This is a genomic window from Natrinema sp. 1APR25-10V2 (assembly GCF_031626495.1).
Lineage (GTDB): Archaea > Halobacteriota > Halobacteria > Halobacteriales > Natrialbaceae > Natrinema.
Map to the genome: position 1 here is coordinate 394816 of NZ_JAMQOJ010000004.1, position 13682 is coordinate 408497.

Sequence of the window (13682 nt, forward strand, 5' to 3'; positions counted from 1 at the left end):
GACCCGCAATATCGATTCCTCTTTACTGCCGGAGGCGATTAGGTCGGGTATGAGCAGGTTCGGCGAGGTCGACGACCAGTACGATCCGCACCACCTCGAGCAGCGGGTCTTCGAGTACTGGGACGACGTCGACGCCTACGAGCAGACGGTCGAGCACCGATCGGACGGCGACGATTTCTTCTTCGTCGACGGCCCGCCGTATACGTCGGGATCGGCGCACATGGGGACCACCTGGAACAAGTCGCTGAAGGACGTATACATCCGCTTCCTGCGGATGCAGGGATACGACGTGACGGATCGCCCGGGCTACGACATGCACGGGCTCCCCATCGAGACCCGCGTCGAGGAGCGACTGGGCTTCGAGAACAAGAAGGACATCGAGGAGTACGGCGAGGAGAACTTCATCGAGGCCTGCAAGGAGTACGCGGAGGAACAGCTCGAGGGCCTGCAGTCGGACTTCCAGGACTTCGGCGTCTGGATGGACTGGGACGACCCCTACAGGACGGTCAGCCCGGAGTACATGGAGGCTGCCTGGTGGGGCTTTTCGAATGCCGCCGACCGCGGCTTGGTCGAGAAGGGCCACCGCTCGATTTCGCAGTGTCCGCGCTGTGAGACCGCGATCGCGAACAACGAGGTCGAGTACGAGGACGTCGAGGATCCGTCGGTCTACGTCAAGTTCGATCTCGCGGACCGCGACGGGAAACTCGTCATCTGGACGACGACCCCGTGGACGATCCCGGCGAACACGTTCGTCGCGGTCGACGAGGAGGGCGACTACGTCGGCGTCCGCGCCGAGAAAGACGGAGAGGAAGAACTGCTGTACGTCGCCGAACAGAAACACGAGGCGGTGCTGAAAGCGGGCCGCTACGACGACTACGAGGTCGTCGAAGAGCACACGGGCGAGGACCTGCTCGGCTGGTCGTACGAGCACCCGCTCGCCGACGAGGTCCCCGACTACCCCGACCACGAAGGGGCCTGCGAGGTCTACGCGGCCGACTACGTCGACACGGGTGGCGACGGCACCGGGCTCGTCCACTCCGCGCCGGGCCACGGTGAGGAGGACTTCGAGCGCGGCCGTGAACTCGGCTTCCCGATCTTCTGTCCCGTCGGCGGCGACGGCGTCTACACCGACGAGGGCGGCGCGTACGCGGGCGAGTTCGTCCGCGACGCTAACGAGGAGATCATCGCTGACCTCGAGGCCGACGGCTCGCTGCTGGCTTCGGAGACGATCTCCCACAGCTACGGGCACTGCTGGCGCTGCGATACGGGCATCATCCAGATCGTTACCGACCAGTGGTTCATCACGATCACGGACGTCAAGGACGAACTGCTCGAGAACATCGAGGACAGCGAGTGGCACCCCGAGTGGGCCCGCGACAACCGCTTCCGCGACTTCGTCGAGGAAGCGCCGGACTGGAACGTCTCCCGGCAGCGCTACTGGGGGATCCCGCTGCCCGTGTGGACGCCCGAGGCTCGGGACGACGACGAGGATCGAATCGTCATCGGCGACCGCGAGGAACTCGCCGAGCGCGTCGATCAGGACGTCGACCCCGACGAGGTCGACCTCCACAAGGACACGGTGGACGACTTAACGATCACCGAAGACGGCACCACCTACACGCGCGTTCCCGACGTCTTCGACGTCTGGCTCGACTCCTCGGTCGCGTCGTGGGGAACACTGGATTACCCCTCTGACGACAGCAAATTCGACGAGCTCTGGCCCGCCGACCTCATCCTCGAGGCCCACGACCAGACGCGGGGCTGGTTCTGGTCCCAGCTCGGGATGGGAACCGCTGCGATCGGCGATATCCCCTACGAAGAGGTCCTGATGCACGGCCACGCGCTGATGCCCGACGGCCGCGCGATGAGCAAGTCCAAGGACATCCTGATCGATCCCCACGAGGCGATCGACCGCCACGGCCGGGACGTGATGCGCATGTTCCTCCTGTCGAACAACCCGCAGGGCGACGACATGCGCTTCTCGTGGGACGGGATGCAGACGATGGAGAACCACCTCCGGACGCTCTGGAACGTCTTTCGGTTCCCGCTGCCGTACATGCGCCTCGATGAGTTCGATCCACAGGAGACCACGCTCGAGGACGTGGACGACGACCTCGAGGTGATCGACGAGTGGGTGCTCGCCCGGCTGCAGTCCACGAAGGCCGAGATGACTGCACACTTCGAGGACTACCGACAGGACCGCGCGATCGACGCCCTGATCGAGTTCGTCGTCGAGGACGTCTCGCGATTCTACGTGCAGGCAGTTCGCGAGCGCATGTGGGAGGACGAGGACAGCGCCTCGAAGACGGCCGCTTACGCGACGATCTACCGCGTCATCCGGGAGACGGTCGCGCTGCTCGCCCCCTACGCTCCCTTCATCAGCGAGGAGATTTACGGGACGCTCACCGGCGACGCGGGCCATCCCACCGTCCACATGGAGGACTGGCCCGCAGTCGACGAGTACTGGGAGGACGACCAGCTCGAGGAGGACGTGTCTCTCCTGCGCGCGATCGAGGAAGCGGGCGCGAACGCCCGCCAGCAGGCCGGGCGCAAGCTGCGCTGGCCGGTCCCGCGCGTGGTCGTCGCCGCTGACGACGACCGCGTCGTCGAGGCCGTCGAACGCCACCCCGGGCTGCTCGAGGACCGGCTCAACGCCCGCGAGATCGAACTGGTCTCGCCGGACGACCGCTGGGGCGAACTCGAGTACAGCGCCGAAGCGGACATGAGCGAGCTCGGTCCCGCGTTCGGCGACCGCGCCGGGCAGGTCATGAACGCGCTCAACGAGGCCCGGATCGACGAGCCGAGCCTCGATGCGCTCGAGGCGGCCGTTTCCGACGTGCTCGAGGACGACGAATCGATCACCGAGGAGATGGTATCGTTCGTCACCCAGACGCCCGACGGCGTCGCCGGCACCGCGTTCGGAACCGACGGCGACGACCGCGGCGTCGCCTACGTCGACGCCTCGCTGACCGACGACATCGAGAGCGAGGGCTACGCCCGCGAGGTCATCCGCCGCGTCCAGGAGATGCGCAAGGACCTCGATCTCGACGTCGAAGAGCGAATCGCGCTCGAGCTCGCGATCGACGACGACCACGTGGCCGACCTCGTCGCCGAGCGCGAGGACCTGATCCGTCAGGAGGTCCGGGCCGACGAGCGTCGCGCGATCGAGGACGGCCACCGCAAGGAGTGGGACGTCGAGGGCGTGACGATGGAGATCGCGATCGAGCCGCTGGCGGCTGCCGAAGCATCGGATTAGTCGCCGCCGAACGACGCGAGGGCTTCGCTCGGCCCTCGGAAGCGAATAGCGCGGGACCTTCGGTCCCGCAGACCATGTGAATGGGCGCTTCGAACCAGTGCGCAGACGGAGAACGGAGTATCCTGCGAGTAGCGAGACGGTTTTTGACCCGGGTTTCGCGCGAGCGGTGAGGCAGTGCGGACGACCGATGATTTGATCCTACTGTATAAAATGATCTCTACTGTAATGCCAAGGGATAATTAAAACTAGATAAGATTAAAATAATAGGGCTCTGTATCAGGAGGTGAAATGGTTAGGAAAAACCATTCACCGACTCGTCGAAACGTTATTCGATCAGTAGCGGGCATCGGGAGTCTCTCTGCATTTCCACTAGTGGCTTCGGCCACTGGCGCGGCGGACTCGAGAGAACGAACCAAGTACTACGAAATCGACGACGACGGTGATCTAGTGTACATCGGTCCCGACCACGGAGGGGACAATTATCTCTCGAAGGCGGTCAGCGGATTCAACAAGGCCAAAGGCGACGGTGAAATCCGATTCGAGGAGGAAGACGGTCGAGTCACGATCGTTCCAGTCGATTCGACCGAATCCGTCTCTTCCTTCTCGAGCGTGACTACGACTGCAGCAGACTGTTCCGGAAGGGACGACTATCAAACCAGGCTTCACTGGCAGGGATTGCGACATATCTTCTGGTTCGATGACTGTACTACTACCGAGATTCGGAACAAACTGGTCGGAGGCGCAGTCCTATCCGAAGTCGCTGCTGTCGTAGCCAATTTTGTCCCTGGAATAGGTCAAGGAGCGGCCGCGGTCGCGGCCTGCGCAGGTATACTCATGGGCGGTGGCGCAACTCTCTTAACCGCAAACAATGAAGGAAGAGGTGTAAAACTGTGGTTCCATGGGCCGAACCTCGCTGATATCGATATTTACGAGATTCGCACCCAGTAACGTCCGTTCTCAAAATCTTAACACATCTCATCAATGGCATCCGGGACCCCCTCCAAAGAAACGTCAATAAAGATAACTATATTTTCTTCTCTCACCGTTTTTTGCCTCCTTTTTGTCCCGTATCTGAGTGGCAGCAGGGAACTGAATTTGAACAACCCTTACTACGCAGTTGCTTTCGTCGTACTACCTCTCGTTGTGCTCGTGAGCCTCGGCATGCTTCTTCGAATCAAGAGACACGATTCCAGCTGAGCATAACCGATCGCCCTGTTTGGTATAGGTTTTAGAGTCGATCGAAAGAGACCGGCTACTGACTACCGTTCACGCCGTCTCTCGTTCCGCCTTTCTGTATAGTCATACTGCCACAAGAGTCTTGATCGCCGACTTACCAGAGACGGCTAGTGAAATCTCGAGCCACCGTCTTGGTATTCGTCGTCTTACTAGTCGGAAGTCTGCCGGCCGGCGTCGGCGCGCTCGAGTCGGCCCCCCAAATCGATTCTCCGGCACCTGCCGACTCGCTCGCCGCGGTCGAGACGAGTTCCGGCGCGGCGACCGCGACCGGCGGAGTCGAGGATATCCTTCATCGGACGACGGTCCTCAGCCATCGGCCGGCGGATCCCGACGCGTTCGGGGTCGAGATGACTTTCCGAGTTCCCGACTCGGTCACGGAACTCGAGATCGAACTCGAGGAGGGTGCGAGCGTCGAGTCGACGACCGGGTTCGAGCGGACGGGCGAACGGACGTTCCGGTGGACCGGCGAGACGGCGTCGCCGACGGTGCGGTACGCGATGCCGTCCGATCGAGTGGGTGAGGGCGAGCAGCGGGCCGGCGGGTCCGGCGAGGGGTACACGTTCGTCGATACGGGCGAGTGGGGCGTCGTTCCGGTCCCCGGCGTGGGGATCTCGATGCGACGGACCGAACCGGTGGGACTCGAGGAGACGGTGACCGTCGACGGACCAGGTGCGACAGGCGGCGACATCGCCTTCTTCGGCGCGGTGACGGCGTACGAGCGCGACGTGAACGGGGAAACGTTCCGGCTGGTCGTTCCCGACGCCGCCGACCTCGAGGAGTCGCCCGACGCGATCCTATCGGCGCTTTCGGACGCGAGCGGCCGGCTCGAGGTCGGGATGCGAAGCGACGAGGTGTTCGTCGTCGCGGTGCCGAACACGGTCGACTGGGGGCCACGCGGGATCCAGTACGGCCGGTCGGACGCGTGGGTCGTCGACGACGCCACCCTCGACGAACCCAACCCGGTCTGGATCCACGAATACGTCCACGTTCGCCAGCGCTTCTCCAGTACGGAGGACGCCGTCGCGCCCGAAGTCGAGTGGCTCGTCGAGGGGCAGGCCGACTACTACGCCGGCCTGATCGCCCTCGAGACCGGCCGCACCGAGTTCTCGGACTTCAGCTCCCTCCTCGAGCGCGGTGAGCGCTCGCCGTACGCCGACGGGGTCCTCGCCGAACCCTCGACGTGGGACGGTGAACGCGTCGACTACGCGAAGGGCGCGCTCGTCTACGGCGAACTCGATCGCCGATTGCGGCTCGCGACCGACGGGGATCGGACGCTCGAGGACGTCTTCCGGACCCTGAACGCACGGGAAGGGACGATAACCGAGGCCGACTTCCTGACGGCGCTCGAGGAGGCCGGCGGCGAAGAGGTTCGTGCGGCCGCCGAGCGGTACACGCGGACCGACGCGACGCCGTCGATGTGGGGCCGCAGCCAGCACGAGGCCGCCTTCGGCCAGCCGGTCGCGGCCTTCGAGTACGGAATCGGTAACGGACCGATCGAAGTGGCGGATCAGGAATGGGAGCGCTGGTCGCCCGAAACGAGCGGGGGCGAGAGCGGGACACCCGACGTCATCGCAGTTCCAGCCGGCGAAACAGTCTCGATCCCGACTGTGGTCGACAACGTCGGCGAACGCAGCGGGACCTACGACGCGACGCTGCAGATAGACGGGCAGGCCGTCGACCACCGAGGAGGAACGCTCGCGTCCGGCGAGCGGGCGACCCACCGACTCTCGTGGACGCCGGCCAGGCCCGGCACGTACGACGTTCGCGTCGGCGACGAGCGGCTGACAGCCGTCGTCCGCGCGCCCTCGAGCGTGACCGTCACGGACCTCCGGACCGCCGGGGCGGCCAGTCCCGGCGAGCCGGTGACAGTGACCGCGACGGTCGAAGCTACCGGCGAGCGGCCGGGTGCGGCCGTCCTCGCGTTCCGGACCGCGGAGGGTACCGTCGCCGAGCGGCCGGTAGCGATTCGGCCGGGCGAGACGACGACGGTCGACGCGGCCCTCCGGTTCGACGAACGCGGCCGGTACGAGGTCGCCGTCGGGAGTGCGACGACGACGGTCACCGTCGGCGGCCCAGTTGCGACGGTCGAGGAGGTACCCGGCTTCGGCGTTCCGGTGGCGCTCGCTGCCGTCGCGGTGCTGTTGGCGGGAACGGTACTGGCTCGACGTGACTGAAGAGAGCGCTCAGACGCGGTGAGCGAGAATCGAGACGGGAAACGGGGCAGCCGCTATTCGAAGTCGACCTGGAACGTACACTCGTCGGCACCGTCGTCGACGCAGGTCGTTTTCGTGACCGTCGCGTCGGCACCGTAGGCGGCGGCGAGCCCCTCGAGGACCCCGTGGGCCAGCCCGCAGTATTGCTGGTCACGCTGGGTGTCGTACGTGACGACTGCGCCGTCCGACTCGCGGGTACAGGAGATGGCCGGGAGCGTCGCCTCATTCGTCGCGTCGTCGACGTCGTCGTAGACGTCCTCGAGCGACGCGAGCAGTTCCGGGAACTCCCAGTCGCGCCGCAGGTGGGCGCTGAACGTCGAGAGCAGTTCGGGGGCGAGCGTCCGGCCGAAGTCGCGCTCGATGGCGTCCCTGTCCTGGGTCGCCATCGACGACAGTTCCTGGAGCACGATGTCGATCTCCGCGTCGTCGTAGTGGGTGACGGGAAGGTACAGCTTCGGCTCGAGATCGGACTGCTCGACGATCGTATCCCAGGTGTCGTCGTCCGCTCGCTCGACGACGTACTCCTTGAGGGACTTGTGGACGATTCCGTGCATGTGGGCTCCCTTTGTCCGCTTCCGTGGCACGTCGTGCGGTCGTAGCGACTCGTGCCACGCGCTAACAACTAGGCAACTGCTCGGGGGCTACTTAATCGTTTACTTACAGGTGTCGTGTGAGGACCGGCGCGATCGACACGGTGTCGACGCCGCGCTCGATGGTGTCGGTGCCGTAGATCGCCTCGACGCCGGCCCGGGAGAGCTTCGTGACCGCGTTGCGCGCCAGCAGCGGGTGAACGCAGGTGACGAAGACGCGGCCGACGTCTCGGTCGCGAAGGAGGGAGACGGCTTCGCTCATCGTCGATCCCGTCGCGATGATGTCGTCGACGACGACGACGTCGCGGCCGGCCACGTCGACGTCGCTGGGAGAAATCTCGACTTCGGTGCCGGAGTGACGGGTTTTCTGGAAGTAGTCGGTCTCGCCAGCGCCGTAGGCCTCGCGGGCGGTTTCGGCGAGTTCGATCGCGCCCGCGTCGGGCGAGAGGAAGACCGGCTCCGCGAGGTCGTCAGGCAGCGGCTCGGCCAGTCGGGCCGCCGCGTCGACCGCGGTCGCCGTCGGCTCGAAGAATTCACAGACCGCTTCCTCGTGGGGATTGACCGTCAGTACCCGGTCCGTGCCGGTCGAAATCGCACGGGCGACCGCCCGCGCGGAGACGGGATGTCCCGGCTCGAACGCGGCGTCCTGCCGACCGTAGCCCATGTACGGCAGGACGGTGACGACCTCTTCGACGCCGGCCTCGCGGACGGCGTCCTGTAACTGGAGCACCTCGAGGTGGGCGTCGCTCGAGACGGTCGAGGCGACGATCACCGCTCGATCCGGCTCGGTGTCGGCGACGCCGGGGACGGCGGCGAGCAGTTCGCCGTCGGGAAAGCGGTCGTACTCGACGGCTGCGAGCGGTTCCTCGAGTTCGCGCGCGAGCGACGCGGCGAGGGCCTGCGACGCGGATCCGCTGACGATCATAGTCGGTGGGACAGGCCGGGGGGTAAACCCGTTTTCGTTCTTCCGACGACCCGCCCTCGGATTTCGGTCGTCAGTCGGTCTCGTCGGCGTCCGTGTCGGTCACCTCGGCCGCGGGGATCGCCAATCCGGCGACGTCGGTGACGCCGAGCGTTCGCGTTCGCCAGTCGCCGTCGCTCGCCGACAGGAATGTTCCGTCCGCCGTGACGGCGTAGACCGCGTCGCCGTAGCCGAAATCGACGACCCGCTCGCCGGGATCGCTCGAGTTCTCGAGCGCCTGCCACTCGTCGTCGGCCGCGCACTCGTAGAGCCCCGACTCCGAGACGGCGTGAGCGCGGAGGAGCCGACCCGGCTCCGAGCGCGGGTCCGCCGCGACGGTCTCGAAGTCGCCCTCGAGGACTTCCATCCAGCCGTTGCCCAGTTTGTAGAGTCCGTCGGCGGTGGCGGCGAGCGGGACGCCGGCGGCCGAGATGTCGCGCACGTCCGTCAGTCCGGCGTGATCGAGTCCATCGTCGTGGACGCGGTAAACGCCGTCTTCGGTGCCGACGAGGTCACCGTCGATCGCCCGCACCGCCGCGCCGAGGTCGTCCACGAGGGTCGTCCACTCGTCGGTTCCGACTGCGCGACGGGCGACGCGGCCGTCCTGCCCGGCCGCGAGCAAGTCCCCGTCGTTGTAGCCGACGGCCACCGCCGGGCCGAACCCCGTTTCGGTGAAGGTTTCGTCGCCGGCGTCGACCGGTGCTTCGTCCGCCGTATCGTCGGTTTCGTCCTCGAGCGCGAACTCTCGAACGTCCTCGTCGGTCGCGACGGCGACGCTGCTCCGAGTCGCTGCGACGCCGCGGGCGGTACAGCGCTCGCAGAGGCCGAATTCGCCGACGGTGGCGCCGGCGACCCGGACGCGGACGACGCCGATCGCGCTCGCGACGTAGGCGGTGAGCGCCCCTTCGCGGTCGCCGAAGACGCGCTTTTCTTCGATTGAGTCCATACGGGAACGTGGCCGGGGCGGGCTGAAAACGTTCCGTCACGGCGGCCCCGTGGCGGTCGTTTTGCGGAATCCCTTTGGGGTGGCCGGTCAGACTAGCGCGTAATGCAAGTCTTCGGATCGAGCGGGACCAGGGGCGTCGCCAACGAGGAGCTGACGCCCGCGTTCGTCCTGCGCGTCGCGAAAGCGGCGGGGACGGCCTGGGACGGCGGCCGCGGTGGGGGCCGGGTCGCCATCGCCCGTGACACTCGCCACACCGGGCGGATGCTGGCCGACGCGGCCGCGAGCGGCCTGGCGAGTACGGGCACCGACGTCGACCGCCTCGGGATCGTCCCCACGCCGGGGGCACAGGCCTACGCCGAACGGGAGGGGGTCCCCGTCATGGTGATCACGGCCTCGCACAATCCGCCGCCGTACAACGGCGTCAAACTCGTCGGCCCCGACGGCGTCGAGCTCTCGATCTCGGCGCTCGAGGAGATCGAGGAGACGCTGCTCACGGAGTCCTTCGCCGTCGCCCCCTGGAACGAGACCGGCAGGGTCCGCGAGATCGACGGCGCGGGCCGGGAGTACGTCGACGAACTGCTCGCGGCCGCCGACCGGGAGGCGATCGCCGACGCCGACCTGACCGTCGCGCTCGATCCGGGCCACGGCGCGGGATCGCTGACCAGCCCCGAATTCTTCCGCGAACTCGGCTGTCGCGTCGTCACCGTCAACGCCCAGCCCGACGGCCACTTCCCCGGCCGCGATCCCGAGCCCGTCCCCGGCAACCTCGCCGATCTGGGCCGGCTGGTCCGCGCGACAGACGCCGACGTCGGCATCGCTCACGACGGCGACGCCGACCGCGCCATCTTCTTCGACGAGGACGGCGCGTACGTCGAGGGCGACGCTACCCTCGCCGCGCTCGCCGCGGCCGAACTCGAGGCCGGCGATACCACCGTCTCCGCGGTCAACGTCTCCCAGCGCCTCGTCGACGTCGTCAACGAGGTCGGCGCCGAACTCGAGCTCACGCCGATCGGCTCGACCAACATCATCACCCGTATCGAGGAACTCGAGGATAACGGCGAGCGGGTGCCGATCGCCGGCGAGGGCAACGGCGGCATCTTCTTCCCGAACTACCGGCTCTCCCGGGACGGCGCGTTCACGGCGGCGCGCTTTCTCGAACTGGTCGCCGAGCGGCCGGTCAGCGAGATCGTCGCCCCCTACGACGGCTACGTCAACGTCCGGCGCAACGTCGAGTACGAGTCGACGGCGGAACGCGACGCGATGCTCGATGCGGCGGCCAATCAGGCCCAGGCGGCCGATGCCGAACTGAACACCCGCGACGGCTACCGGCTCGATTACGGCGATGCCTGGGTGCTTGCCCGTCCCTCCGGCACCGAGCCGCTCGTCCGGATCTACGCCGAGGCCCGCGAGGGAGACCGCGCCGAGACGCTCGCCGACGACATGTACGAGGCGCTGGCCGCGGCGAAAGCCGACGCCTGAGATCGGTTCGATCCTCTGTCGGCGTCCTCGATCCTTCGCCGATTACTGTGCCAATATTATATATCCTACTGGGTGATTGGTTTTATCAACGCACCGAGGTATGGATAATATGGCTCTCCACTCACGCAGACGACTCCTCGGGACCGCCAGCACCGCTGGTATCGTGGCGATCGCGGGCTGTAGCATGACCGGGACGAGTTTGTTCGACTGGTCGAGGACTGCCGAGGACGCGACCGGTCCCTTGCCTGGTGAATCCGGCGGCTGGCCGCAGTACGGTCGGAATCCCCGCCACAGGGGCTTCGCTCCCGAGGTCCGGATCGACGATCCGAGCGAGGACTGGACGTTCGGCCTCGCCGGGAGCATGGCACCGCCGGCCGTCGTCGGTAATCGCGTCGTCGTCCACGGCGGCGCCGAATCGGACGACGAGGGCGGTACCGGCCCTGCGGTGTTCTCGCTCCGGGCGGACGATGGACGCGAGCAGTGGCGGCGCAACCTGCCACACTTCGGGACCGGCTACTCCGGCCGTCCGCCTATCGTCTATCGGGGTTCGGTCTACATCGGCCACGCCGGGGAAAGCGGCGTGTACGCGATCGATGCGCGCGAGGGAACCCCACGATGGCGACACGGGACGGACGACTCGGTCAACGAAGCCCCCGTCGGCTTCCGAAAGCAAGTCTTCGCCTCGACCGGCGACGAGTTACTGGCGTTCAGCGAACGCGGCCACCCCAACTGGACCTACCGGACCGGTACCGACCGCGGATCGTTCTCACCCCCGGCCGTCGGCGGCGGCTTCGTCATCTATACGACCGCGATCCTCGGGAGCGTCGTCGCGATCGATCCGGCTGCTAACGGCGGCGTCGCGGAGTGGTTGTATCGGGACGACCGACAGTTCGGGACGCCGACCGTGGCCAACGAGACGGTGTACGTCCCCGGATTCGACCGCATCCACGCCGTCGACGTCGCGACCGGTGACGGCGTCTGGACGACGGACGCGACCCTCTCCTCGAGCATCGCGACCGACGGCGATCGACTGTTCGTCACCACGCCGTCGGGCGACCTCGTCGCCTACGCGACGACGGACGGGAGCGAGCAGTGGCGGACGCCCCTCACCGCCGACGACGGCGTCTACCTCCGAACGCGCCCACTCGTGACGGAGCGGTCGGTCGTCGTCACGACCGAAAAACCGCAACTGAACGAGCGCGTAACGACTTACGCCGTCGACAGGCAGACCGGCGAGACGCGGTGGTCCGTCGACCAACCGGGCAACGTCGGCTTCGACGCCGTCGCCGCCGACGGGCGGCTGTACGTCCCCTGCTACTGGAGTTCCCGCGACGAAGGCGGGACGCTCGTCGCGCTGTCGGACTGATCGCGACCGTCACGGAACGATCGTCACGGGGAGCTCCGCGCGCCGCGTGACCGACTCCGCGACGCTGCCCAGCAGCATCCGCGAGACGCCGGCCTTCCCCTCGCTACCCATGACGATCGCGTCGACGCCTTTCCCGTCGGCGTACTCGAGGATCGCGTCCGCCGTTCCAGACCCCGTGACGACGGCGGTCTCGAGGGATCGGTCGTGCGACTCGGCGAGCGACCGCGCGTCGGCGAAGAAGTCGGGGTCGCTCTCCCCCGCGACGACGCCGCCGTAGTCGGCCTCGAGGTCGTCCATCGCGTGCACGACGGTCAGTCGATCGGCGGGGACCCACTCGAGGGCGTGCTCGAGTGCCGCCCGGGCCGGCTCGGAGTCGTCCATCGGGACGAGGACGTGCCTGTTCATACGCGTTCATCGGACGACACCGGCTAAAAGAGGGCGCTGCACGCGAACAGTTCAGACCGGATCCTCGACCTCGAGTGCGGCCGCGAGTCGCTCCCGTTCGGTCCGCAGTTTTTCGAGTTCTGCTCCGACGCGGCCGTCGGCCAGACGCTCACGCTCGTCTGCGGTGAGTTGTACGACGGCCTGCGCTGCGGTTTGCAACCGATCGTAGTCGGCGTCGGTCGTCAGCAGGCGGACCGCACGCAGGGTCGCGACGACGTCCTCGTCGGCGATCCGGGCGACGAACGGTCGGTACTCCCGCGCGCGCCGGCGCAGTTCTCCGGCCGGCCCCGGCGGCCAGTCGATCGTCAGCGGCTCGGCGTCGATCCCGTCGAGGAACGTCTGCTGGGTCGCCACGTTGCGCTTGAGTTCGTCGGCGCTGTCGACGTAGTGGGAGAGCTTCGACCGGGAGTAGTCGGCGTACTCGAGCAATTGGGGGATCGTATACTCCCCCGCTGAATTCTCCCGGACGTACCTCGCCAGATCGTCGGGCGGCTGTTCGTAGCTCACGAAGGGATACCACTGGCTGCGCTCGAGCAGGTCGAACACCTCCCGTGCGCTGGCCTCGAGTCGATAGTCCTCGAACGCCTCTCGAACGGCCTCGTTGTAGGTCTCGATCGGCTCGCGAAGGCGCTCGACCGGCGCGTCGAGGTCGGCGTTCGCGAGTTCGAGCAGCCGTTCGCGCTCGTCGATCGCGTCGTCGAGGTCGCGCCGGCGCTTGCTCGCGGTCTTGCGCGCTTGGGCGAGATTTTCACGGGCAGCCTCGCGTTCCTCGAGCATGTCTGCGTACTCGGCGGCGGGCTCGAGGGCCTCGTGAGCGCGCTCGAAGTCCGATTCGCTGAGCCGCCGTTTATCGATCGCTTCGAGGGCGTCCTCGAAGGTCTCGCGTTCGGGGAGGTCGTCGTCGAGGTCCGAGACGAGCGTATCGAACTTTCCCTCGAGTTCGATGTACGCCTGAAAGTTCTCCCTCCCGGTCCCGGTCGCGCGGTCGACGTAGTCCTCGAGCAGTCTCGTGGCGTTTCGGTAGGCCGTCGCGACTTCCTCGACGGTCCCCTCGCCGTGGTCGTCGATCCGCGTCTCGATCGCCTCGAGGCGGTTGCGGGCGGCCTCGAGTTCCTCGAGCGGCGTCGCCTCGCCGTCGCTTCCGTCGCCGGCGTTCGGTCCGGCGTCGGACGGGTGGGCGCGCTCGCTCAT

10 protein-coding genes are annotated in these 13682 nt (G+C 66.8%); 5 read left to right on the plus strand and 5 right to left on the minus strand.

Annotation, left to right across the window (positions count from 1 at the left end; all coding sequences use genetic code 11):
- Nucleotides 1-49 precede the first annotated feature (49 nt).
- The 3 genes from ileS to NDO75_RS14955 all read left to right on the plus strand — a co-directional run bounded on the left by ileS (nt 50) and on the right by NDO75_RS14955 (nt 6666).
- On the plus strand, nt 50-3256 hold the full coding sequence (ileS, locus tag NDO75_RS14945) for an isoleucine--tRNA ligase (protein WP_310907317.1): 3207 nt from the start codon (nt 50-52) through the stop codon (nt 3254-3256).
- 288 nt (nt 3257-3544) lie between these two features.
- On the plus strand, nt 3545-4204 hold the full coding sequence (locus tag NDO75_RS14950) for a hypothetical protein (protein ID WP_310907318.1): 660 nt from the start codon (nt 3545-3547) through the stop codon (nt 4202-4204).
- Nucleotides 4205-4602: 398 nt separating this feature from the next.
- On the plus strand, nt 4603-6666 hold the full coding sequence (locus NDO75_RS14955) for a hypothetical protein (RefSeq protein ID WP_310907319.1): 2064 nt from the start codon (nt 4603-4605) through the stop codon (nt 6664-6666).
- A 53-nt stretch (nt 6667-6719) separates the two neighbouring features.
- Here the strand turns inward: NDO75_RS14955 and NDO75_RS14960 are convergent, their stop codons facing one another.
- The 3 genes from NDO75_RS14960 to NDO75_RS14970 all read right to left on the minus strand — a co-directional run bounded on the left by NDO75_RS14960 (nt 6720) and on the right by NDO75_RS14970 (nt 9202).
- Entirely contained in the window at nt 6720-7259 is a 540-nt protein-coding gene (locus NDO75_RS14960) for a heme NO-binding domain-containing protein (protein WP_310907320.1), read from the minus strand.
- 103 nt (nt 7260-7362) lie between these two features.
- Complete coding sequence (locus NDO75_RS14965) at nt 7363-8220, minus strand: ribose-phosphate diphosphokinase (RefSeq protein ID WP_310907322.1); 858 nt, start codon at nt 8218-8220, stop codon at nt 7363-7365.
- A 70-nt stretch (nt 8221-8290) separates the two neighbouring features.
- Complete coding sequence (locus tag NDO75_RS14970; RefSeq protein ID WP_310907323.1) at nt 8291-9202, minus strand: hypothetical protein; 912 nt, start codon at nt 9200-9202, stop codon at nt 8291-8293.
- 102 nt (nt 9203-9304) lie between these two features.
- Between NDO75_RS14970 and glmM the strand changes: the two genes are divergently transcribed.
- Both glmM and NDO75_RS14980 read left to right on the plus strand, forming a co-directional pair.
- A complete protein-coding gene (gene glmM / locus NDO75_RS14975) occupies nt 9305-10681 on the plus strand; it encodes a phosphoglucosamine mutase (protein WP_310907324.1) in 1377 nt (458 codons plus the stop codon).
- A gap of 109 nt (nt 10682-10790) precedes the next feature.
- Nucleotides 10791-12047, plus strand: coding sequence for a PQQ-binding-like beta-propeller repeat protein (locus NDO75_RS14980; protein ID WP_310907325.1), 1257 nt, complete (start codon nt 10791-10793; stop codon nt 12045-12047).
- Nucleotides 12048-12056: 9 nt separating this feature from the next.
- Here the strand turns inward: NDO75_RS14980 and NDO75_RS14985 are convergent, their stop codons facing one another.
- The gene (locus tag NDO75_RS14985) at nt 12057-12452 is read right to left on the minus strand and encodes a universal stress protein (RefSeq protein WP_310907326.1); all 396 of its coding nucleotides are present in this window, start codon (nt 12450-12452) and stop codon (nt 12057-12059) included.
- Nucleotides 12453-12503: 51 nt separating this feature from the next.
- A complete protein-coding gene (locus tag NDO75_RS14990; protein ID WP_310907327.1) occupies nt 12504-13682 on the minus strand; it encodes a hypothetical protein in 1179 nt (392 codons plus the stop codon).

What these genes read in the sequence shown, in the direction of transcription:
- NDO75_RS14950 (WP_310907318.1), top strand. Translation starts at nt 3,545, where the DNA reads ATGGTTAGGAAAAACCATTCACCGACTCGTCGAAACGTTATTCGATCA.
- NDO75_RS14980 (WP_310907325.1), top strand. Translation starts at nt 10,791, where the DNA reads ATGGCTCTCCACTCACGCAGACGACTCCTCGGGACCGCCAGCACCGCT.
- NDO75_RS14960 (WP_310907320.1), bottom strand. Translation starts at nt 7,259, where the DNA reads ATGCACGGAATCGTCCACAAGTCCCTCAAGGAGTACGTCGTCGAGCGA.
- glmM (WP_310907324.1), top strand. Translation starts at nt 9,305, where the DNA reads ATGCAAGTCTTCGGATCGAGCGGGACCAGGGGCGTCGCCAACGAGGAG.
- NDO75_RS14990 (WP_310907327.1), bottom strand. Translation starts at nt 13,682, where the DNA reads ATGAGCGAGCGCGCCCACCCGTCCGACGCCGGACCGAACGCCGGCGAC.
- ileS (WP_310907317.1), top strand. Translation starts at nt 50, where the DNA reads ATGAGCAGGTTCGGCGAGGTCGACGACCAGTACGATCCGCACCACCTC.
- NDO75_RS14965 (WP_310907322.1), bottom strand. Translation starts at nt 8,220, where the DNA reads ATGATCGTCAGCGGATCCGCGTCGCAGGCCCTCGCCGCGTCGCTCGCG.
- NDO75_RS14985 (WP_310907326.1), bottom strand. Translation starts at nt 12,452, where the DNA reads ATGAACAGGCACGTCCTCGTCCCGATGGACGACTCCGAGCCGGCCCGG.
- NDO75_RS14970 (WP_310907323.1), bottom strand. Translation starts at nt 9,202, where the DNA reads ATGGACTCAATCGAAGAAAAGCGCGTCTTCGGCGACCGCGAAGGGGCG.